At 70.2% G+C, this 19,658-nt stretch carries 14 protein-coding genes; 6 read left to right on the top strand and 8 right to left on the bottom strand.

Annotated elements, in window-relative coordinates:
• Positions 1-35: 35 nt before the first annotated feature.
• From LX88_RS18970 to LX88_RS18960, 3 genes are read right to left on the bottom strand one after another with little or no spacing between them, the layout of a single operon-like run.
• Positions 36-515, bottom strand: coding sequence for a DUF5130 family protein (locus LX88_RS18970; protein ID WP_258949094.1), 480 nt, complete (start codon positions 513-515; stop codon positions 36-38).
• The gene (gene ctaJ / locus LX88_RS18965; protein WP_258949093.1) at positions 502-747 is read right to left on the bottom strand and encodes an aa3-type cytochrome oxidase subunit CtaJ; all 246 of its coding nucleotides are present in this window, start codon (positions 745-747) and stop codon (positions 502-504) included. Before ctaJ ends, LX88_RS18970 begins: the two co-directional genes overlap by 14 nt.
• 20 nt (positions 748-767) lie before the next feature.
• The gene (locus tag LX88_RS18960) at positions 768-1,970 is read right to left on the bottom strand and encodes an MFS transporter (protein ID WP_258949092.1); all 1,203 of its coding nucleotides are present in this window, start codon (positions 1,968-1,970) and stop codon (positions 768-770) included.
• 270 nt (positions 1,971-2,240) lie between these two features.
• Here LX88_RS18960 and LX88_RS44330 point away from each other — a divergent pair, with 270 nt between their 5' ends.
• Complete coding sequence (locus tag LX88_RS44330; RefSeq protein WP_258949091.1) at positions 2,241-2,792, top strand: DUF2345 domain-containing protein; 552 nt, start codon at positions 2,241-2,243, stop codon at positions 2,790-2,792.
• Positions 2,793-2,811: 19 nt separating this feature from the next.
• Here LX88_RS44330 and LX88_RS18950 read toward each other — a convergent pair whose 3' ends face one another.
• Positions 2,812-3,480, bottom strand: coding sequence for an HNH endonuclease (locus LX88_RS18950; RefSeq protein ID WP_372511352.1), 669 nt, complete (start codon positions 3,478-3,480; stop codon positions 2,812-2,814).
• Between the two features lie 151 nt (positions 3,481-3,631).
• Here LX88_RS18950 and LX88_RS18945 point away from each other — a divergent pair, with 151 nt between their 5' ends.
• From LX88_RS18945 to LX88_RS18930, 4 genes are all read left to right on the top strand, one after another.
• Complete coding sequence (locus LX88_RS18945; RefSeq protein ID WP_258949090.1) at positions 3,632-5,728, top strand: prolyl oligopeptidase family serine peptidase; 2,097 nt, start codon at positions 3,632-3,634, stop codon at positions 5,726-5,728.
• An 86-nt stretch (positions 5,729-5,814) separates the two neighbouring features.
• The gene (locus LX88_RS18940; protein ID WP_258949211.1) at positions 5,815-6,645 is read left to right on the top strand and encodes a mechanosensitive ion channel family protein; all 831 of its coding nucleotides are present in this window, start codon (positions 5,815-5,817) and stop codon (positions 6,643-6,645) included.
• Positions 6,646-6,763: 118 nt separating this feature from the next.
• Positions 6,764-7,147 (top strand): globin, encoded by a 384-nt coding sequence (locus LX88_RS18935; RefSeq protein WP_170176580.1) that lies wholly within the window; start codon positions 6,764-6,766, stop codon positions 7,145-7,147.
• Positions 7,148-7,204: 57 nt separating this feature from the next.
• Positions 7,205-8,797 carry a glycoside hydrolase family 13 protein gene (locus LX88_RS18930; protein WP_258949089.1) on the top strand — a complete coding sequence of 531 codons (1,593 nt, stop codon included), beginning with the start codon at positions 7,205-7,207 and terminating at the stop codon, positions 8,795-8,797.
• Between the two features lie 63 nt (positions 8,798-8,860).
• Here the strand turns inward: LX88_RS18930 and LX88_RS18925 are convergent, their stop codons facing one another.
• Both LX88_RS18925 and LX88_RS18920 read right to left on the bottom strand, forming a co-directional pair.
• The gene (locus tag LX88_RS18925; protein WP_258949088.1) at positions 8,861-9,487 is read right to left on the bottom strand and encodes a DUF8010 domain-containing protein; all 627 of its coding nucleotides are present in this window, start codon (positions 9,485-9,487) and stop codon (positions 8,861-8,863) included.
• Positions 9,480-9,911 carry an acyl-CoA thioesterase gene (locus tag LX88_RS18920; RefSeq protein WP_258949087.1) on the bottom strand — a complete coding sequence of 144 codons (432 nt, stop codon included), beginning with the start codon at positions 9,909-9,911 and terminating at the stop codon, positions 9,480-9,482. The genes LX88_RS18925 and LX88_RS18920 overlap by 8 nt, the downstream gene beginning before the upstream one ends.
• Before the next feature lie 85 nt (positions 9,912-9,996).
• On the opposite strand from LX88_RS18920, the gene LX88_RS18915 reads away from it, so the two are divergent.
• Entirely contained in the window at positions 9,997-10,494 is a 498-nt protein-coding gene (locus LX88_RS18915; RefSeq protein ID WP_258949086.1) for a DUF2975 domain-containing protein, read from the top strand.
• Positions 10,495-10,550: 56 nt separating this feature from the next.
• Here the strand turns inward: LX88_RS18915 and LX88_RS18910 are convergent, their stop codons facing one another.
• Complete coding sequence (locus LX88_RS18910) at positions 10,551-15,494, bottom strand: NAD-glutamate dehydrogenase (RefSeq protein ID WP_258949085.1); 4,944 nt, start codon at positions 15,492-15,494, stop codon at positions 10,551-10,553.
• A gap of 381 nt (positions 15,495-15,875) precedes the next feature.
• A complete protein-coding gene (locus LX88_RS43745) occupies positions 15,876-19,640 on the bottom strand; it encodes a hypothetical protein (RefSeq protein WP_307790522.1) in 3,765 nt (1,254 codons plus the stop codon).
• Between the last annotated feature and the right edge of the window lie 18 nt (positions 19,641-19,658).

Raw genomic sequence — 19,658 nt, 5'->3', positions numbered from 1 at the left:
CGGCTCGGTGCCGGGGGCGTTCTCGAGAAGGGGGATCAGGAACGGGGCGCGTGGCCCGCCTGGTCGGTCAGCATGCGCAGGCCCGACACGAGGCCGCCCGCGAGGTCGCCCTCCTTGAAGGACGCCACCATGCTCATCACCGCGAGCTTGGCACCGCGGTCGGCGAGACGGCGGTGCGACTCCTCGCCCGTGACGATCTCGACGACGCGCTCACCCGGCGACACGGCCACGAGGACGTGGTGCGACGGACGCTCCGTGGAGCCGTGCAGCTCGTGCGCGCGCTCGTGGGCGTTCGAGCCGAGCTCGCCCAGGTACACGCTGAAGTCGAGGCCCGTGCTGCGGCTGGAGAGCGTCAGCGCCTCGTCCAGCTGCGCGAGCTGGGCGGGCGTGAACGGCAGCTCCGGCGCGTGCGGCTCGTACATCTTCGCCACGGACACCCGGCCGCTGTTCGTCACGACGGCACCGAGGGGCAGCGTCGACGGGTCGACGGCCTCGATCGCTTTACCAGTTGCCACGTGCGCCTCCCTTGGCGGTCGAGCCCGAGGTACCGGGCTCGGCGGCGCTGTGGTGCTCGACGCTCAACCCCGCCGGGTTCGCGCTCCACCACACCGGGGCGTAGCCCCACTCCTGGCCGGGCCTGTACCGGGGAATCCGGGTGGCCTTTGGCCTCACCGTCAGCAGCGTGATCACGCCGTAGATCGCCAGCGGGATCAGCGCGAAGACGAGAACGGTCTCCACGATGGTCACGGCGGGTACGGTAGCCGAACTCAGCCGCGTGCGAGCGGCCGGGCCAGCAAGATCGCAGTCAATGCCACTATCGAGCCCGCGACGACGTACACGGTGCCCAGCGACGTCGCGTCGGCGAGCGGACCGGCGAGGCCCGCGCCCAGCGGCGAGAGTCCCCAGGCGAGCACCCGATAAGCGCTGGTCACACGGCCCATCATCGGACCTGGCGTGAGCCGTTGCCGCCGCGTCGCGGACAGGACGTTCCAGCCGGCGGACGCCACCCCGCACAACACGCACGCGAGCACCGCCACCAGCAGCCACGGCGTGAGGCCGAACAACGCGAACGCGGCACCGAGCAACGCCAGGAACGCGACCATGACCCGTCCGGCACCCCACCGCGCCGCGAGCAGAGGAGACAACCGGGCGCCTAGCAGAGCACCGGCCGCCATGCACACGACGAGGAACGGAACCACCGGTTCGGCGAGGCCGAGTACCTGGATGGAGTAGAGCGCCATCATGGCGTTGATCGCGGCCGCGCAGACAGCTGTGATTGCAACGGCAACTACCAGTGACCGCAGGCCTGGAGTTCGCACCAGGAACCGCGCACCCTCGGCCAGTTGTCCGCGAAGATCGCTCCCGGAACGGTCGGGAGCGACGTCCGGCACTCGGGACACGAGCACCGCGGCGACGACGAACGACAGCGCGTCGAGCGCGAAACAAGCCGCCGGGGCCCACCAGAAGAGCACCGCGGCGGCCAATGGGCCGGCGAGGTCCATGCCGATCGTCTCGACCGTCACGAACCGGCCGTTGGCCGCCTCCAGATCGTCCGGCCCCGCGAGCTCGACCAGCAGCACCTGGGAGGCCGAGTCCGCGAACGTCTCCGCGGAGGTCAGCACGAAAGCCGTGGCGCACAAGACGACGACCGTCGCGTGTCCGGTGTGGACCGCCAGCGCGAGCAGTCCGGTCACCCCGGCGCGCAGCCAATGTGCCGCGACGACAACGGTTCTCGGTCTCCAACGGTCCACAAGGGCGCCCGCGGGCAGCGCGACGAGCAACCACGGCAGGGTCAGGGCCACGGCCACGGCGGACACCGCGAGCGGGCTGCGGGTGCTGGCGGCGGCGAACAAGGGCAGCGCGACGACGCGCACGCCGTCGCCCACGAGCGACACCGCCCAAGCTCCGGTGAGCGCTCGGAAACCCCGTCCATGCACGCCTTTTGCCGTATGACGCACGTCACGTTCCATCAGGTTGAACGCTACAGAGCGTGTCCATACCGGCCGGTAAGGGCAGCGTGTGCTCTCGTGCGGCGCAGCGGTTACACCCGGTCAGCCCTCACCCGGTCGGAGGCGAACGGGTGCCGGTTTGGGGTCTTGTTCCCGGAACACTCAGCTCTTAGCTTTTCACCTATACGGGTCTTGCGCACCCGCCCCGAACGAGCTGGAGGACACAAAATGTTCACGATGACCCGCCCCCAGGCCGTGACCTTCACTCTTCCGAGCTACAAGGACGATTCAGTGCGTATCACCGCGAGTGACTCCGTCCGGATCACGATGGACGACTCCGTTCGGATTACCGCGACCGATTCGGTGCGGATCACGGCCCGCGACTCCGTGCGCATCACCATGGCGGACTCGGTGCGCATCACGGCGAGCGATTCGGTCAGGATCACGTGTGCCGATTCCGTCCGGATCACTGCGCGTGAGGACTCCGTCCGGATCACCGCTCAGCAGGATTCGGTCAGGATCACTGCGCGTGAGGACTCCGTCCGGATCACCATGGACGACTCCGTGCGCATCACCGCGCACGACGACAGCGTGCGCATCACCGCGCACGACGACTCGGTCCGGATCACGGCGCACGACGACAGCGTCCGCATCACCGCGCAGGACTCTGTCCGCATCACGATGGACGACAGCGTGCGGATCACCGCGCACGACGACTCGGTGCGCATCACGGCCCACGACGACAGCGTCCGCATCACCATGGACGACTCGGTCCGCATCACGGCACAGCAGGACTCCGTGCGCATCACCGCACGTCAGAACGACTTCTCCCTCGCGGCCTGACCCAGCTCGGACGGCGGGATCAGGCCGCCGGCTCACCCAGGTACGGCAACCACTGCGGATCAGCCTCGGCCACTCCGGCGAGCAGCCGCCAGTGCGGGCCACGCGGCGCCGCGGGAACGACGCGCAGCCGCCAGCCCAGCTCGGACAGCATCTTGTCCGCCTTGCGGTGGTTGCACTTCGCACAGCAGGCGACGCAGTTGGTCCAGGTGTGAGGTCCGCCACGCGAGCGCGGTACGACGTGGTCGATCGTCTCGGCCCGCCCGCCGCAGTAGGCGCAGCGATAACGGTCGCGGTGCATGAGCCCGGCACGGGTCATCGGCACGCGACCTCGGTAAGGCACGCGGACGTAGGAGCTCAGCCGGATCACGGACGGCACGAGCACCTCGGACTTCGACGAGTGCAGCACCAGCCCGGAGGCGTCTCCGTGCACGACTTCGGCTTTCCCGCACACCACGAGGACGACCGCCCGGCGCAGTGACAACGCCGTGAGCGGCTCGAACGTGGCGTTCAGCAGCAGGACCTTGCGTCTTCCCCAGGGGAAGACCGCCGGCATCGGACCGGAACCTCCCCCGTCTCGATCCACATCCGGCACCGCCCGCAGCTCGGGCTGATTTCGGCATGGGAGGACCGTCGGCGCCGTCTCGCCTGGTGACGAGCCGCCGATAGGGGTCGGTTGTCGGTCTGGCACGCGACCACCTCCACCGGTTCAGCCATAGGAGACCACACTTACCAGGAAAAAATCACGTGTGATAAGTGACGTGTCACGGATGTGTGATCGAACCTGGGGTGAACGAGCTCCCTATCGGAGATGGTTTTCAAGAGCCGCTACTCTTGACAAGGTGACAGAGGCACCTTCCACTCCACTGCCTGCGACGATCGCCTACCCGATCGCCGAGCGGCTAAACCTCGCCGAGCAGATCCACGGGCGCGAAGTCGCGGACCCGTACCGCTGGCTCGAGGACACGGCAGACCCCCGCACCGCGGAGTGGTCGCAGGCGCAGGACGTGCTCGCACGCTCCTGGCTGGACGCGATGCCCGGCCGTGCACGCCTGGGCGAGCGCCTCAAGGAGCTGATGCGCACGGGTTCGGTGTCCACGCCGACCTGGCGCGCGGGCAGGGCGTTCTTCACCCGCCGCGGCCCCGAACAGGACCACCCGGTCGTCATGGTGCGCGAGAGCGACGGCACCGAGCGCGTGCTCCTCGACGTGAGCACCCTCGACCCGTCCGGCCGGACCACCCTGGACGGCTGGTCTCCCAGCCTCGAAGGCGAGCGCCTCGCCTACCAGGTGTCCGTCGGCGGCAACGAGCACTCGCTGCTGCACGTCATGGACGTCGCGACGGGCGAGCACCTCGAGGGCCCGATCGACCGCTGCCGCTACTCCTCGATCGGCTGGTTGCCTGGCGGCGAGGAGTTCTTCTACGTCCGCCAGCTCGACCCGGCCCTGCTGCCCGAGGACGAGAAGCTGTTCCACCGCCGCGTGTGGCGTCACCGCGTCGGCACGGACCCGGACACGGACCTCAACGTGCACGGCGACGGCGAGGCGCACACCTTCTACTACTCGCTGAACCTCTCGCACGACGGCCGCTGGCTGGTCGTGAGCGGCTCCCCCAGCACGCTGAAGCACGACTCCGTGTGGATCGCGGACCTGCACGGCGACGGCGCGCTCGTGCCCGTGGTCCTGACCGAGGCCGGCGTGCAGTGCTCGGCGTCCGTCGCCCGCGACGGCAGGCTCTACCTGCACACCAACCACGGCGCGCCCCGGCAGCGGCTGTGCGTGGCCGACCCGGCGAACCCCACCGAGTGGACCGAGCTCATCGCCGAGGAACCGGACTCGGTCCTCGACGGGGTGCGCTGGCTCAACGGCGACCTGGTCGTCCTGCGCACCAGGCACGCGGTGTCCGAACTGCACCTGCACGACGCCGCGACCGGTGCGTACAAGCGGGAGATCCCGCTGCCCGGCACCGGTTCGCTGCACGGCATGTCCGTTGTGGACGCCCAGACGCCCCATGACCAGGACACGCTGTGGTTCGGGTGGACGGACTTCGTGACGCCGCAGTCGGTGTTCCGGTTCTCGAAGGCCACGGGTGAAACGGTGCTGCACGAGGCCGCGCCCGGCCGCGTCGAACTGCCGGCCGTGACGACGCAGCAGATCGCGTACGCCTCCAAGGACGGCACGACGGTCCACATGTTCGTCGTCAGCGGCGAGCAGAAGCCCGACCTGCCCCGTCCCGCACTGCTCACCGGCTACGGCGGCTTCGCGATCGGCCGCGGCCCGGGCTACAGCGCGACCACGCTCGCGTGGGTAGAGGCGGGCGGCGTGTGGGTGCACGTGTCGTTGCGCGGCGGCGACGAGGAAGGCGAGGACTGGCACGTCGCCGGTATGCGCGCCAACAAGCAGAACGTGTTCGACGACTTCCACGCCGCGGCGGAGCGCCTGATCCGCGACGGGTGGACCACGCCGCAGCAACTGTCGATCATGGGAGGGTCCAACGGCGGCCTGCTCGTGGGCGCCGCGCTGACCCAGCGCCCCGAGCTCTACGCGGCCGTGGTGTGCTCAGCGCCACTGCTCGACATGGTGCGCTACGAGAAGTTCCTGCTCGGACGGTTGTGGGCCGACGAGTACGGCAGCGCAAGCGTTTCCGAGGAGCTGGGCTGGCTGCTCTCCTACTCGCCTTATCACCGAGTGGTAACGGACGTTGAGTACCCTTCTGTGTTGTTCACGGTGTTCGAGTCGGATTCTCGTGTGGACCCCAACCACGCCAGGAAGATGTGCGCGGCACTGCAGCACGCTTCGTCAAGTGATCCGACCAAGCACCCCGTGCTGATCCGCCGCGAGACCGAGGTCGGTCACGCGGGCCGGTCCGTCAGCCGGACGGTGGCTCTCGCCGTGGACCAGCTGACGTTTCTCGCGAATGCCACCGGCATGGAGTTGTAGGAGGGCACGACCAGGTGACCAGTCCCGTGGATGACGTCACGAACAAGGCCGCCGAGGCGGTCACCTTCGTCGACAAGTACGGCGCGGTGATCATCACCGGCGCGGTCAAGATCGTTGTGATCCTGATCGCCGCCTTCGTGATCAGGGCTCTGCTGCGCAAGGTCATCGACCGGATCACCACGCCCGGCAAGGAAGGCAAGAAGCCGGGCCTGCTCAAGCCGTTGCGGGAACGCGCTCCGCAGGCGCTCGGGAACCTCATCTCCGAGCGCCGCGAGCAGCGCGCCCGCACGATCGGCTCCGTGCTGAAGTCGATCGTCACGATCCTGATCTTCGGCATCGCCTTCCTCGAGATCCTGATCGTGGTGGACATCAACATCACGCCGATCCTGACCTCCGCGGGCATCCTGGGCGTCGCCATCGGTTTCGGCGCCCAGAACCTGGTGAAGGACTTCCTGGCCGGCATGTTCATGCTGCTGGAGGACCAGTACGGCGTCGGCGACGTCGTCGACCTCGGCCCCGCGACCGGCACCGTCGAGGCCGTCGCGCTGCGCACCACCACGATCCGGGACACCGGCGGCACGGTCTGGTACGTCCGCAACGGCGAGATCCTGCGCGTCGGCAACTCGTCGCAGGGCTTCGCGGTCGCCGTCGTCGACCTGCCGCTGAGCTACGGCGCGAACCTCGTCGAGGCCACCCAGGTGCTGGAGCGCAAGGTCGCCGAGGTGGCCGACAAGGACCCGCTGAAGGCGGACATCACGGCCAAGCCCGAGGTGCTCGGCGTCGAGAAGTTCACGCCGGAGGGCATCACCCTGCGGGTCACCGCGAAGACGCGCCCCGGCCGCCAGTGGGCGGTCCAGCGCAACCTGCGCGCGCAACTGATGCCCGCCCTCGAGGAGGCCGGCTTCACCGCCAAGTGAGTTAGAACACCCATTCGAGACGATGATCATCCGGCGTCCTGCCAGTTCACAACCCTATGGCGGAGCCAACAGCCGGGGCGGCCTGCAGGCGGTGGCCCTCGTGAGTCAGGATGGGTACGTGGGAAACCCCGTGAGCTTCTTCGAACAGGTCGGTGGCGAGGAGACGTTCCACCGCATCGTCGCGCGCTTCTACCAAGAGGTGAAGGCCGACGACGTCCTCCTCCCGCTCTACCCGGAAGAGGACCTCGGACCTGCGGAGGAGCGGCTGCGGCTGTTCCTGGTGCAGTACTGGGGCGGACCCCACACCTACTCGGACAACCGGGGCCACCCGAGGCTGCGGATGCGTCACGTCCCGTTCAAGATCGGACCGATCGAGCGGGACGCGTGGCTGCGCTGCATGAGGATCGCCGTCGACGAGGCCGGCTTGGACGAGGCTCACCGCAAGCAGCTCTGGGACTACATGGAGATGGCGGCGAACAGCTTGATGAACAGCTTCTCCTGACCGCCCATCACCCGTTCGGGTCCTTTAGCAGCGAGACGAATGGCAGGATGACCCCCCGTGCGCCGATCCTCCGACCTCACCCCCGAGATCGCCGAAGAGTCCGCCTGGTGGCGTGACGCCGTCTTCTACCAGGTCTACGTGCGTTCGTTCGCCGACTCCAACGGCGACGGCGTCGGTGACCTCGACGGCATCCGTTCCCGCCTCGGCTACCTGGAGCTGCTCGGGGTCGACGCCTTGTGGCTCACCCCGTTCTACCGCTCACCGATGGCCGACCACGGCTACGACGTGGCCGACCCGCGCGACGTCGACCCGATCTTCGGCGACCTGGCCGCGTTCGACCGGCTGGTTGCCGACGCGCACGAGCACAACATCCGCGTGACGGTCGACCTGGTGCCGAACCACTCGAGCGACCTGCACGAGTGGTTCCAGGAGGCCCTGCAGGCCGGTCCGGGCAGCATGGAGCGCGCCCGCTACATCTTCCGCGAGGGCCGCGGCTTCGACGGCTCGCAACCGCCGAACAACTGGACGTCCGTCTTCGGCGGCCCCGCGTGGACCCGCGTGCCGGACGGCCAGTGGTACCTGCACCTGTTCGCGCCGGAGCAGCCCGACCTCAACTGGGAGCACCCGGAGGTCCGCGCCGACCTGGAGCGCACGCTGCGGTTCTGGCTGGACCGCGGTGTCGACGGCTTCCGCATCGACGTGGCGCACGGCATGGCCAAGCCCGAAGGCCTGCCCGACATGGAGATCCGAACCCAGGTCCCGGGCGTGCTGTCCGACGACGTGCACGACCCGCGTTTCGACAACGACGGCGTGCACGAGATCCACCGCATGATCCGCAAGGTCATGGACGGCTACCCCGGCACCATGGCCGTCGGCGAGATCTGGGTGAAGGACGACGAGCGCTTCGCCGCCTACGTCCGTCCCGACGAGCTGCACCTGGGCTTCAACTTCCGGCTGGTCGAGGCCGGCTTCGACGCCGACGCCGTCCGCACGGCCATCGAGCACTCGCTGGCCGCGGTCGCCCTGACCGGCACGCCCGCGACGTGGACGTTGTCGAACCACGACGTCGTGCGTCACGTGACCCGCTACGGCGGCGGCGCGCTGGGCGAGCAGCGGGCCCGCGCGATGACGCTGGTCGAGCTGGCGCTGCCGGGCGTGATCTACCTCTACAACGGCGAAGAGCTCGGTCTGCCCAACGTGGAGCTGCCGGACTGGGCCCTGCAGGACCCGACCTGGGAGCGATCCGGGCACACCGAGCGCGGCCGCGACGGTTGCCGCGTGCCGATCCCGTGGGAGGGCACCAGCCCGCCGTTCGGGTTCTCCACGGCCGTGAACACCTGGCTGCCGCAGCCGAACGAGTGGGACCACCTCACGGCCGAGGCGCAGCTGGAGGACCCGGGCTCGATGCTCTCGCTCTACCGCGAGGCGTTGGAGCACCGGAAGTCCAACGCGGGCTTCGCCGGTGAGGAGCTCGAGTGGTACGGCGCCCCGGCCGGCTGCTTCGCGTTCCGGCGCAAGGGTGGCGGGCTGATCTGCGCCCTGAACACCTCGGGCGCGTCCGTGCCGCTGCCTCCCGGCCAGGTGCTGCTGTCGTCCGGTCCGATGGACGGCGACCAGCTGCCGCCGGACACGGCCGTCTGGCTCGTCTGAGTCCTTGCACGCGAAACAGCGCCCCAGGCCGTGGCCCAGGGCGCTGTTTCGCGTTCCGGAGGGTCAGACCAGCAGCGGCAGCATGGAGTGGCGGCGCCGGACGACCGCGCCGTAGCGTGCGTCGATCCGCACCCACGAGTCGGTCCCGGTCACCCGCACGTCGCCGTCCTCGCCGAGGAAACCCATGCCCGACAACGCGAACAGGATCCGCAGCGGGATCTTGACGTCCAAGCCGGACCCGCTGACGGTCAGCACCGTCTGGTCCAGCAACGAGGCCGGCGGCGTGCCCTGTGGCCCGGTGTTCTCACGCGCCACCTCGACACCCTCGTCCGCCAGCTTGGCGACGACCTCGACCGGCAGCCGGTCGACCATCAGCCAGCCGTCGGTGGGCGGCAGGGCCGAGCGCCACATCAGGTCCTTGGCAGGGCCCGGATCGATGCGTTCGTCGCGCATCACCGCGAGGCCCGTCAGCAGCTCCGAGCCGGACACCGTGACGTCCGCCGGAATCGCTTGTCCCGCAACGGTTCGCGTCGCGAGCGCGTCGAACGGCGTGGCCACCCACGCGTCGACCAGTTTCTCGTCGCGGTTGCGCAGCCGCACCACGGTCTGCGCATCGAGCCGCACGGCCCGCGCGGCGAACGCCCCGAGGTCGTCTCTCTCGGCCGCGTCGGCCAACACCAGCTCAGGCACCATTTCCCCCTGCACGCCACCCGGCGAGAAAGTCGCGCTCGGCCTCGGTCAGCCTGCGCGGTCGTGCTGTCGTCACGTTGTAGGGCGCCATGAGCGTCTCCGCCCTGACCACCACCGGGCTGTCCGCGTCACGGCTGCTACGCACCACGTAGTCGAGCGTCAGCGACGCGGACTTCAGCTCCCGCACCGACATCTCCACCAGGACGCTCTCGCCGGTGAACACGATCGGCGCGAGGTACTCGACCACGAGCTTCGCCACGACCATGCCCTCGGCCAGTTCCTTGACCCCGTGGCGGGCGGCCTCGGTGAACAGCAGCTCGATCCGGGCTTCTTCCAGCAACGTCACCGTGTTCGCGTGGTTGACGTGGCCGAACGCATCCATGTCCGACCATCGAGGCCGCACACCAGTGACGAAGACACCCATGCAGGGACCCTACCGTTGACCGACCTTCACAGGACCTCCACACCGGCCGATTGAAAAGCGATAGGCAGCTCTCGATACTCGATCTATGTCTCGCGTCGTGGTGTTCTTCCTGCAGGCCCTGCTCGCCTTCGCGGTCCTCGGTGGCCTGTTCGCCCAGGTCGCGGTGATCCCGGCGACCGCGGCGAACGAGGTCGACCTCTTCCCGCCCTACGAAGCGGTGCGGGTGCCGTTCGTGGCTTCCGCGATCATTTTCGTCGCATGCCTTCAGGTTCTGGCGGTGGCGCTGGGAGGGATGCTGCACCGAGCGGGCGAGGGCACCGTGTTCGAGTCCGGTTCGCTCACGTGGACCAGCGTCGCGATCGGTGCCATCGCCGCCGGGGCCGCTGTGCTCGCCTGGTTGTTCGTCTACGTCACGTTCGCCGAGATCCCCTCGCCCGCGGACGGCATGGAGGTCCTGGGCCTGTGGATGGGGTCCGCTGCCGGGACGGTCGCGGCGATCGGTGTCGCGCTGCTCGTCGTGGTCGGGCGGCATTGGCTCGGTCGCGCGATCGCCCAGCGCGCGGAGCTGGAGCAGGTCGTCTGAAACGACCGGGGCGCCGCGGAGGGGATTCCGCGGCGCCCCGGTTCTCGTTCGTGCTCCTACCTGACCATGCTCCGCACCTGGCGGGCGGCGACGGACAGGGTCGCGAGGTCCAGCTGGTGGACCCGGTTGATCTCCTCCAGCGCGCCACGCGCGCGGGCCAGGCGGGAAGCGTTGGCCTGCTCCCACTTGGAGATCTTCTCGGTCGCCGTGTCGCCCTCGTCGCTCGCCCTCAGCACGTCGACGGAGATGGCCCGCAGCGACGAGTAGAAGTCGTCGCGGAGAGCCAGCCGCGCCAGGGCGTGCCAGCGGTTGCCGCGCTCCAGGCTCGTCACCGAGTCCAGCATGTGGTCGATGTCGAGGTGGTCGGACAGCGCGAAGTACAGCTCGGCCGTCTCGCGGTGCGTGCGCTCCGGGCCCGCGCCGCCGGTCGGGCCGAACTCGCGTTCGGCCAGCTCGGCGATCTCGGTGACGTCGAGCAGGCCGTACATGTAGAGCAGCGCGGCCACCTTGCGGGCCAGCTCGGCCGGGACGCCCTGTTCGACGTACCGGTCGGCCTTGCCCGCGACGACGTCCAGTTCCTTGCCCTGCAACAGTTCGAAGGCGAAGGGGCTGAGCTCCTCGACCACGCCGCGGAAGCGGTTGATCGTGGAGCCGACCGGGAGCGGCTGGGGACGGTTGGAGAGCAGCCAGCGGGACGCGCGGTCCAGCAGGCGGCGGGTCTCCAGCACCATGCTGTCCTGGACGTCCGTCGGCACCACGGTGTCCAGCGCCTCGATCTCGCGCCAGATCGACGGCAGGTCGAAGACCTGGGTGACGACGGCGTACGCGCGGACCGCGTCCGTCACCGACGCGCTCATCTCCTCGGCCAGGCGGAAGGCGAAGGAGATGCCGCCGCCGTCGACGACCTCGTTCACGACGACCGTCGTGATGATCTGCCGCGCCAGCGGGTGGTTCGGGATCGCGGCGCCGAAGCGTTCGCGCAGCAGGCTCGGGAAGTAGTCCGGGAGCTTGCGGGTGAACGTGTCGATCGTCGGGATGTCGCTCGCCAGCAGGTCTTCCTTCAGCGTGAGCTTCGTGAACGCGAGCAGCGTGGCGAGCTCCGGCGACGTGAGGCCTTCGCCCCTCTTCTCCAGCGCCTTGAACTCCGCCGGGCTCGGCAGTGCCTCGAGCTTGCGGTTGAGCGCGCCGCGAGCCTCCAGGTCGGCCGTGAGGCGCGCGTGCACCGACAGCATCGGGGCCGCGTGCGCCCGGCTGACGCCCAGGACGTTGTTCTGCGAGTAGTTGTCCGCCAGCACGAGGTCGCTGACCTCGTCGGTCATCTCGGCGAGGACCTCGTTGCGCTGCAACTGCTCCAGCGACCCCTCCCGGACCAGCTGGTCCAGCAGGATCTTGATGTTGACCTCGTGGTCGGAGCAGTCGACGCCGGCGGAGTTGTCGAGCGCGTCGGTGTTGACCTTGCCGCCGGCGCGTGCGAACTCGATGCGGCCGCGCTGGGTCAGGCCCAGGTTGCCGCCCTCACCGATGACCTTGACGCGCAGCTCGTCACCGTTGACGCGGATCGAGTCGTTCGCCTTGTCGCCGACGTCGCCGTGCGACTCGGTCGACGCCTTGACGTACGTGCCGATGCCGCCGTTCCAGAGCAGGTCGACCGGCGCGAGCAGGATCGCCTTCTTGAGTTCCGGCGGGGACAGCTTCACGACGCCCTCGTCGAGCCCGAGCGCGACGCGGGCCTGCTCGGAGATCGGGATCGACTTGGCGGTGAGCGGGAAGATGCCGCCGCCCTCGCTGATCAGCGAGCGGTCGTAGTCGTCCCACGACGAGCGCGGCACGTTGAACAGGCGCACGCGCTCGGCGAACGACGTGGCCGCGACCGGATTCGGGTCGATGAAGACGTGCCGGTGGTCGAACGCGGCCACGAGCCGGATGTGCTCGGACAGCATCATGCCGTTGCCGAACACGTCACCGGACATGTCGCCGATGCCGACGACGGTGAACTCCTCGGTCTGCGTGTCCACGCCGAGCTCGCGGAACGAGCGCTTCACGCTCTCCCACGCGCCCTTGGCCGTGATGCCCATGGCCTTGTGGTCGTAGCCGATGGAGCCACCGGAGGCGAACGCGTCGCCCAGCCAGAAGCCGTAGCTCTGGCTCACGCCGTTCGCGATGTCGGAGAACGTCGCGGTGCCCTTGTCCGCGGCGACGACCAGGTACGTGTCGTCGGCGTCGTAGCGCACGACCTGTGACGCGGGCACGACCTCGTTGTTCACCAGGTTGTCGGTGAGGTCGAGCAGGCCCGAGATGAACATCTTGTAGCAGGCGATGCCCTCGGACATGAAGTTCTCGCGGTCGATGCCGGGGTCGCCGGTGGGGGCGATCGGCTTCTTGACGACGAAGCCGCCCTTCGCGCCGACCGGCACGATCACCGCGTTCTTCACTGCCTGCGCCTTGACCAGGCCGAGCACCTCCGTGCGGAAGTCCTCGCGGCGGTCGGACCAGCGCAGACCACCGCGCGCGACGCTGCCGAAGCGCAGGTGCACGCCCTCGACCCGCGGCGAGTACACGAAGATCTCGAACTTCGGCCGCGGCTGCGGCAGGTCCGGGATGGACTGCGGGTCGAGCTTGACCGACAGGTACGGCCGCGCGTTGCCGTCCGCGTCGCGGAAGAAGTAGTTCGTCCGCAGCGTGGCGTTGATCAGCGTGAGCAGGTTGCGCAGGATGCGGTCCGCGTCGAGGCTCGTGACGTCGTCGATCAGCTTGCCGGTCTCGACGACCATCGTCTCGGTGCGGTCGGCGCGCGTGGCGTCGTCGAGCCTCGGGTCGAATCGGGCCTCGAACAACGCGACCAGCGCGATGGCCACGCTGGTGTGGCCGAGCACGGCGTCCTCGATGTAGTCCTGCGAGTACGGCGTGCCCGCCTGCCGCAGGTACTTCGCGTACGCGCGCAGCATCGCGGCCTGCTGCCAGGTGAGCCCGGCCTGCAGCACCAGCGAGTTGAACCTGTCGACCTCGGCCTCACCGCGCCAGACGGCGGCGAACGCGTCCTGGAACCGCACGCGCACCTGGTCGAGGTCCGCCTCGGACAGCTGGGCGAGCGCGGCCTTGTCGATGCGCAGGCCGAAGTCGTAGATCCAGCACTGCACGCCGTCTTCGCGGGCGATCTCGTACGGCCGCTCGTCGACCACGATGACGCCCATGCGCTGCAGCATCGGCAGCACGTCGGACAGGGTGATGCCCTCGCCGGTCACGAAGAGCTTGAAGCGCCGCTCCCCCGCCTCGGCGTTCTCGGGCACGTAGAACACCATGTCGAGGTCGCCCTCGACGAGCGCCTCGATGCGCCGGTAGTCCTCGAGACCCGTGGCCGCGGAGAAGTCCTCCTTGTAGGCCTCGGGGAAGACCGTGGCGAACCGCTGGCCCTGCTCCGTGGCCGACTCGGCACCGAGCTCGCCGTTGCCACCGACGACGGCCTCGACCATGCGGTCGTCCCAGCTGCGCACGGCCTCGGCGAGCTTGGCCTGGATCGCGTGGACATCGGGCTCCAGCGTGCGAGCGGGGTCCGTGTGCACCATGAAGTGCACGCGGGCCAGCGCGGACTCGCCGATGCGCGCGCTGTACTCGAGGTTCAGGCCGCCGAGCTCGGCGAGCAGCACCTCCTGCATAGCGAGGCGGCTCGTCGTCGTGTAGCGGTCGCGCGGCAGGTAGACGAGGCACGAGAAGAACCGGCCGAACGGGTCGCGGCGCAGGAACAGCCGCAGCCGGCGGCGTTCCGCGAGCGCGATGACACCCGTCGTCACCTGGTAGAGCGTCTCGGCGTCCACCGAGAACAGCTCGGTGCGCGGGTAGTTCTGGATGACCTCGAGCATCCGCTGGCCGGAGTACGACTGCAGCGGGAAGCCGGCGCGGTGGATCACGTCGCGCACGCGGCGCTCGATCACCGGGATGTCGAGCACGTTCTCGTGCAGCGCGGTGGTGCTGAAGATGCCCAGGAAGCGGTGCTCGCCGGAGACGTTGCCCTCGGCGTCGAACGTCTTCACGCCCACGTAGTAGGGGTAGACGCTGCGGTGCACGCTGCTCTGCGCGCTCGCCTGCGTCAGCACCAGCAGGTCCGGGCTGAGCGCCTGCACGCCGTTGTCCGGCCCGGCAGTGAGGCTGCGCGCGGCGAGGCTGTCCTGGCGCAGCACGCCGAGGCCACTCGCGAGCACGGCCCGCAGCGCCGGTTCGCCGTCCTCGTGCACCAGCTCGTATTGCCGGTAGCCCATGAACGTGAAGTGCCCGTCCGCGAGCCACCTGAGCAGCTTCGAGCCGTCCTCGGTGGCCTCGGAAGGCTCCTTCTCCAGCTGCTCGGCCAGCTGCAGCGCCGTGGCGGCCATGCGATCGGTGTCCTCGACGACCTCGCGGACGTCGGTCAGCACCGACAGCAGCCGCGTCTCGAGCTCGCGGGCACGATCGGGGTCGGTGATGAGGTCGACCTCGATGTTCATCCACGACTCGGCCAGCGCGTCGGCGGGCGGATCGGCCGGATCGGCGGTCGGCAGCACCTCGGTGCGCTCGCCGGTCACCGGATCACGCCGCACCACGACGATCGGGTGCACGACGCGCTGCACCTGCACGCCACCCCGCGTGAGCTCGGACGCGACCGAGTCGACGAGGTAGGGCATGTCGTCGGTGACGACCTGGACCACGGTGACGGGACACTGCCACCCGTCGTTCCCGCGGGTCGGGTTCAGGATGCGCACCGCGGCGCGTCCGGGAACGCGGCTCTCGGCGAGCTGGTAGTTCGACCGCACCGCTCCGACCAGGTCCACCGGGTCGTCGTCGTTGACTTCCTCGGCGGGCACGTGCCGGTAGAAGAGGCGGATCAGATCGGCGAGTTCGGGGGCATTGGCGGCGGCCCGTTCGATCAGCTCGTCACGGACCTGCTCAGGACTGGCCGTTGGACTCCCATCACCCGCGGCGGGGGCCGCGGAGACGTCGTCGGTTCGGGTCGGGGCTCCAGTCGAGGTCATCTTCAGGCGACTCCACGCTATCCGGCACCTCTGTGTGCCGGGTCCGACCACACCCTAGATGGGGTGGCGGCCGTCACCGGCAAGGGGAGGTGCACTGACGGACCACTGAATCGTGGGCTGAATCGAGTCACATCATCAGTGGCGACAAGGCTTTCCGCACCGTGGACCCGACCGGGCACCGGCGGACTGCACCGGCCCCGACACCCGTTCGACCCACAGCTTTCATCCGATCATGGGCCCAGCGGCATCGTGACCACCGCCGGACCGCACCACCTCACCGGCCGGCCCACCACTGGTCGCCGGGCAGCCGCTCCCGCGACTTCTCTCCCAGCGCCGGGCAGGTGGGGTTGGGCAAGGCTTGAGGTGTGGTGCTGACCACCCTCACGCCCCCGGCAGCGTCCAGCCGGGAGGCCCGTCCGCCCGGAAGGGACGAATCGGGCCGGTGGTCTCGCTGTCCGACGCCGCCGGCACCGCGGCGATCGGGCCGGTTTTCTCCTGCGCGGACTCCGGCACGGACTCCAGTGCCGGCTTCGCGAGGAACTGGCTCGGCGACTCCGCTGTGGACCGCTGCGAACCGAAGGCCTGGCCCGCCCCGAACAGCGGGACCCCACTGGGCGGGGTCTTCGCCGCCGAATCCTGCTCGGCCCGGAACCGCTGACCCGCCGCCTCCAAATCCTGCTGGGCGGCAAAAGACGGGCTCGGCCGGAACAACGCCTCCGAACTCGGCGGGATGTCCGCCGCCGAATCCCGCTGATTCCCGAACCGCCGGTGCGCGCCGGACACTTCGCCCGAGGTGGCCGCGGAATCCGCTACCGGGTCCTGCTGCGCACCGAACGGACGGCCCGAGCCGAACACCGCGTCCGGCGAAGGTGCGGCCTCCGCCGTCGAGTCCTGCTGGGAAGAGAACGGCCGGCTCGAACCGAACACCGCGTCCGGCGCGGCCTCCGCCGAGGCCTGCTGGGCGCCGACAGGCTGCTCTGGCGCCGGCGCGTCCGGTCCCGGTGGCGTTGCCGACCAGTCCGAGGTGCTCAGGTCCGAGACTTCGAGCAGTTCCTCGTCGGTGCGACGGCCCGTTTCGTAGGCGACCAGTGCTTCGGCCAGCAGGTCGGCGAGGCTCAGCTCGCTCGGCCTGCGGCGGCTGCTGGGGCGGCCCGACCGGTCGGCGGGCTCGCTCGCCGAGGTGGTGCGCGGCGCGTCGCCCGCCGGGTCGGGCTCGCCGACCGCGCGGAAACGCTTCTCGGTCGGCGCGTCGGAGTCGGGCGAGATCGGCTCGCCCTGCTGCTCGGCGAGAGCCGCCGGTTCGGTGCTGTAGGCCGAAGGGGTGCCGAACGCCGGCGCGGAGCCGAAGGACTGGCTGCCGAAGGTGGTCTGCGTGCCGAAGCTGCTCTGGACACCGGACGCCGGCTGGGCCTGCTCCGGCTGCGACTGCACGCGCACCGGGGTCGTGGGGACGTCCGAGGGGTCGTCGTCCACGTCCGCCGAGCTCAGGAACGTCGCCGACAGCAGGTCCCGTTCCGCGGCCGGCGGGATCTCGGCCGGGACCGGCACGGACGGAATCGGGTCCGGGACGGGCGGGAGCGGCTCGTGCTCGGGTTCCGGCTCCTGGTCCGGGACCTCCGCCGGAGCGGGCGGGACGGGGATGGAGGCGGCGGGCCTCGGCTTCGGGGCGCTGAAGTCGAGACCGCTGAAGTCCAGGTCCGGGAGCTTGCGCTCGTCCGGGTCGGCGGCGGCCGGGAAGCCCGCCGCCGGGGTGTGCAGCGGGTACGCCGGGGCGTCGACGTGGGGACCGAAGTCCGGGGCCGCCGGTGGACGGGAGAACGCCGCGGCGAGGCCCGAGCGGCCCGGGCTGTCCGGGGAAGCCGGGTCGTCGCCGTAGTAGCCGGGGCGGGTCGAGATGCCGGAGTCCTCGAAGTAGTTCTGCGACGGTTCCTCGGCGGGGCTGTCCTGGCGCAGGCCCGACGGGGGTTCCACGCGCCACGACGGCGTTCCGGCCTCGGGCTCGGCGTCACGGCGGCGGCGGCCGCCTGCTCGCAGGCCCTGGGCCTTGAGCATGTCCAGCACGCTCTCCGACTGGGATCCGGACGCCTCGTCGCGCGCGGCGGCCTCCGCACGAGCGGCTTCCTCGCGGGCGGCAGCTTCCTTGGCGGCCTCTTCGCGTTCGACGGCCTGGCGGGCGACCTCCTGGTGCGCCGCCTCCTGCCGGGCGACGTCGCGACGGACCGCTTCCTGGCGCGCTGCCTCGCGGCGGGCTTCCTCCCGGCGCACGGCTTCCTGGCGAGCGGCTTCCTGCCTGGCCTGTTCCTGGCGCGCCGCCTCCTGGCGGACGGCCTCCTGCCGAGCAGCTTCCGCCTGGCGCGCGGCTTCCTGCCTGGCGGCTTCCTGGCGCGACGCCTCTTCGCGGGCCGCTTCCTGGCGAGCGGCTTCCTCGGCGGCCTGGGCCTCGCGTTCGGCCTGGGCGCGCTGTTCGGCGCGGGCCGCGCGTTCCGCCTCGATCTGGCGGCGGGCCTCGCGCTGCAGCTCCATGAGCTGCTGCTCGACCTTGCGCTTGCGTTCCTGCTCGACGGTGAGCGGCGGCTGCTCCTGCGGCGGCTCGGGATCAGGAAGTGGTGGTGTGATGGGGATTTCGGCGATGGTGGTCGGCCGGTCGTCGTCGATCTCGCCGGCGGCCACACGGGCGGCACGGCGGCGGCCGCTCACCATCGCGCCCGCGGACGCGATCAGGCCGGAGGCGGGGACGGTGCGGTCGGAGGAGGAAGACGAAGACGGAGAGGAGGACGGCAGGGGTGCTGGTGGCGGTTCCACGGCTTCCGGGGTCTTGTCATCGGGCTCGCCGAACGGCTGGACCATGCGCCACCGGTCGGCGGCGTGTTGTCGGGCCGCGGACAAACCTTCCACGGTCATGTCTTCGGCAGCGCGCCGGACGCGCTTGACCTTCAGCCCGTCGCCCTTGCGGACCTGGACCGGGCGCCACTGCCGGAGTTGTTGCTTCAATGCGGCGGACAGCACGCCGTCGGTGACCACCTGCATGCCCTCGACGGGACGGAGCACGCTCGCCAGCTGCTGGTGCAGATCGGCGGGCTGGCGGTGGACGCCGGAGAACTCGGCGGCGAGCCGGGCACGCACCGCGTAGACGGCGCGCGCACGGCGGCGTTCGGCGGCGTGGGCGGAGCGCAGGTTCGTCAGCGCGTCAGCCAGTTCACCGGACACCTCGTGCACGTGGGCCAGCGCGAGCAGGCTTTCGGCCAGCAACGTGTCGAGCTGGTGGCGTTCGGCGCTCGCCGCGGCCTCACGCAGCATCTCCCTGGCCAGCGCGACCCTGCCGGCGGGCAGGTGCACGCGCGTGGCCAGTGCCAGGCGCAACCACCCCACCTCGGACGCCGACGGCGCACGCACCGGGCGGTCGAGCAGCGGCGCGCCGACCTCGTTCGCGTCGAGGAGGCGGTTCGCGTCCATCAGCGAGAGCACCAGCTCCAGCGTGAGCCGGCCGGCGGTCTGGCCGCTGTCCGCGCACGGATCGGAGAACCTGCTCAGCAGGTCGAGGCCTTCACGGGCGGCACCGATGGCGGCGGCGAGATCGCCCCACCGCCGGTGCTGCGCGGCCTGCACCGCGCGGATCAGGCCGCGCAGCAGCAGACGTGTGTCGTCGTCGAGCGTCGTGTCGGCGACGTAGAGCTGGTCCGCCTCGGCGAGAGCCTGGGTGGGCTCGTCACCGCGGCCGACCGTGACGAGGCATTCGCTGGCCTGCACCAGTGCGGAGGCCCGCAGTTCCGCGGGCACGTCCGGCGCTTCGAGCACCGGCGTGACCGCCGCGAACCCCGTCAGCGGGGCTCCCACGGACCTCGCGCACGCCGCGAGCTCGACCCGCAACAGCCACGCGGTCTCGTACTCACCGGCGGCCTCGGCCGCCTTCAGGGCGTCGATCGCCCTGTCGGCGATGCGGACGCCGCGGCCCATGCGGTTGCCCGCGAAGACCACCAGCGACTCCGCACGAAGGCGGTCGGCTTCGTCGCGGCGGGTGGAGGCGAGCGCGACCGCTCGCTCGCCCAGCACCAGAGCGAGCTCGGGTGCGCGCCAACGCAGCATCCAGGCGGGCACGACCAGCGTGCTCACCTCGACGTTCGCCTGCGTCTCGCCCCTCGCCGCCACGACGTCGCCGTTGCCCTC

Source organism: Lentzea californiensis (assembly GCF_024648825.1).
Taxonomy (GTDB): Bacteria; Actinomycetota; Actinomycetes; order Mycobacteriales; family Pseudonocardiaceae; genus Lentzea; species Lentzea californiensis.
Note: the sequence above shows the minus strand (reverse complement) of the source record. Positions and strands in the feature narration are given on the sequence as shown.

Bases quoted from the DNA above. Each gene is read 5' to 3' on its own strand.
- LX88_RS18920 (WP_258949087.1), bottom strand. From the start codon at position 9,911: ATGGGTGTCTTCGTCACTGGTGTGCGGCCTCGATGGTCGGACATGGAT.
- LX88_RS18910 (WP_258949085.1), bottom strand. From the start codon at position 15,494: ATGACCTCGACTGGAGCCCCGACCCGAACCGACGACGTCTCCGCGGCC.
- LX88_RS18960 (WP_258949092.1), bottom strand. From the start codon at position 1,970: ATGGAACGTGACGTGCGTCATACGGCAAAAGGCGTGCATGGACGGGGT.
- LX88_RS18915 (WP_258949086.1), top strand. From the start codon at position 9,997: ATGTCTCGCGTCGTGGTGTTCTTCCTGCAGGCCCTGCTCGCCTTCGCG.